Below are 1122 nucleotides of genomic sequence, written 5' to 3' on the forward strand. Positions count from 1 at the left end.
GTGTCGATCCGGGGGAGGCCGAGGAGTTCGTTCGGCTGTTTCACGCTGAGAACCCGGAGGCGGGGCCGGTCGAGCCGCGGGTGGCTGCGGTGTGTGAGGAGATCGCGCGTACCGGTACCTATGTTCATACCGGCGCGGAGCTGGAGTTCGGTGCCCGCGTGGCCTGGCGCAGCTCCGCGCGCTGCATCGGGCGTCTCTACTGGCGCAGCCTGCACCTGCGCGACCGTCGCCACGTGAGCGCGCCGGACGAGGTCGCCGCCGAGTGCGTCGGGCATCTGCGCGAGGCCACGCGCAAGGGACGCATCCGCTCGACGATCACGATCTTCGCGCCGGACGGGCCGTCCGGTCCCGGGCCGCGGATCTGGAACGAGCAGCTCATCCGCTACGCGGGCTACCGCGCGGGCGGGCGGGTGCTCGGTGACCCGCGCACGGCGGGCTTCACCGACACCGCGCGCACCCTGGGCTGGATGCCGCCGAGCCCGATGGGGCGTTTCGATGTGCTGCCGCTGGTCGTCAGCGGCGGCGGCGAGCACGTCACGGAGGGCCCGCAGGTCCACGAGATCCCGGCCGAGGCCGTGCTCGAGGTGTCGCTGACCCATCCCGACCACGCCTGGTTCGCCGAGCTGGGGCTGCGTTGGCACGCGCTGCCGGTGATCAGCAACATGCGCCTGGACATCGGTGGGATCTCCTACCCGGCGGCGCCGTTCAACGGTTGGTACATGGCCACCGAGATCGCGGCTCGTAACCTCGCCGACACCGACCGCTACGACATGCTCGCCGAGGTCGCCGAGGCCATGGGTCTCGACACCTCCAGCGACCGCACGCTGTGGCGCGACCGCGCGGCGATCGAGCTGACCGCCGCGGTGCAGCACTCCTTCGACCAGGCCGGTGTCTCGCTGGCCGACCATCACGGTGAGTCCCGCCGTTTCCTGCGCTTCGTGGAGAAGGAGGAGGCCGCCGGGCGCCCGTGCCCGGTGGACTGGAGCTGGATCGTCCCGCCGATCTCCGGTGGCCTCACCCCGGTGTTCCACCGGTACTACGACGCGCCCACCGACACCGGCCCGATGTTCCGCCTCGACGACCAGGCCGCGGCACGCGCGAGCGGCTGCCCGGTCTGACCGG

The 1122-nt window shown here is 72.0% G+C and carries 1 protein-coding gene; it reads left to right on the plus strand.

Annotated features, from left to right (window positions below):
- The coding region (locus AC2A1K_RS35635) for a nitric oxide synthase oxygenase (RefSeq protein WP_483901077.1) at positions 1–1118 on the plus strand (1118 nt) is incomplete at its 5' end.
- Positions 1119–1122: the final 4 nt, after the last annotated feature.

This window comes from Actinomycetospora sp. 2LY8.5 (assembly GCF_057180585.1).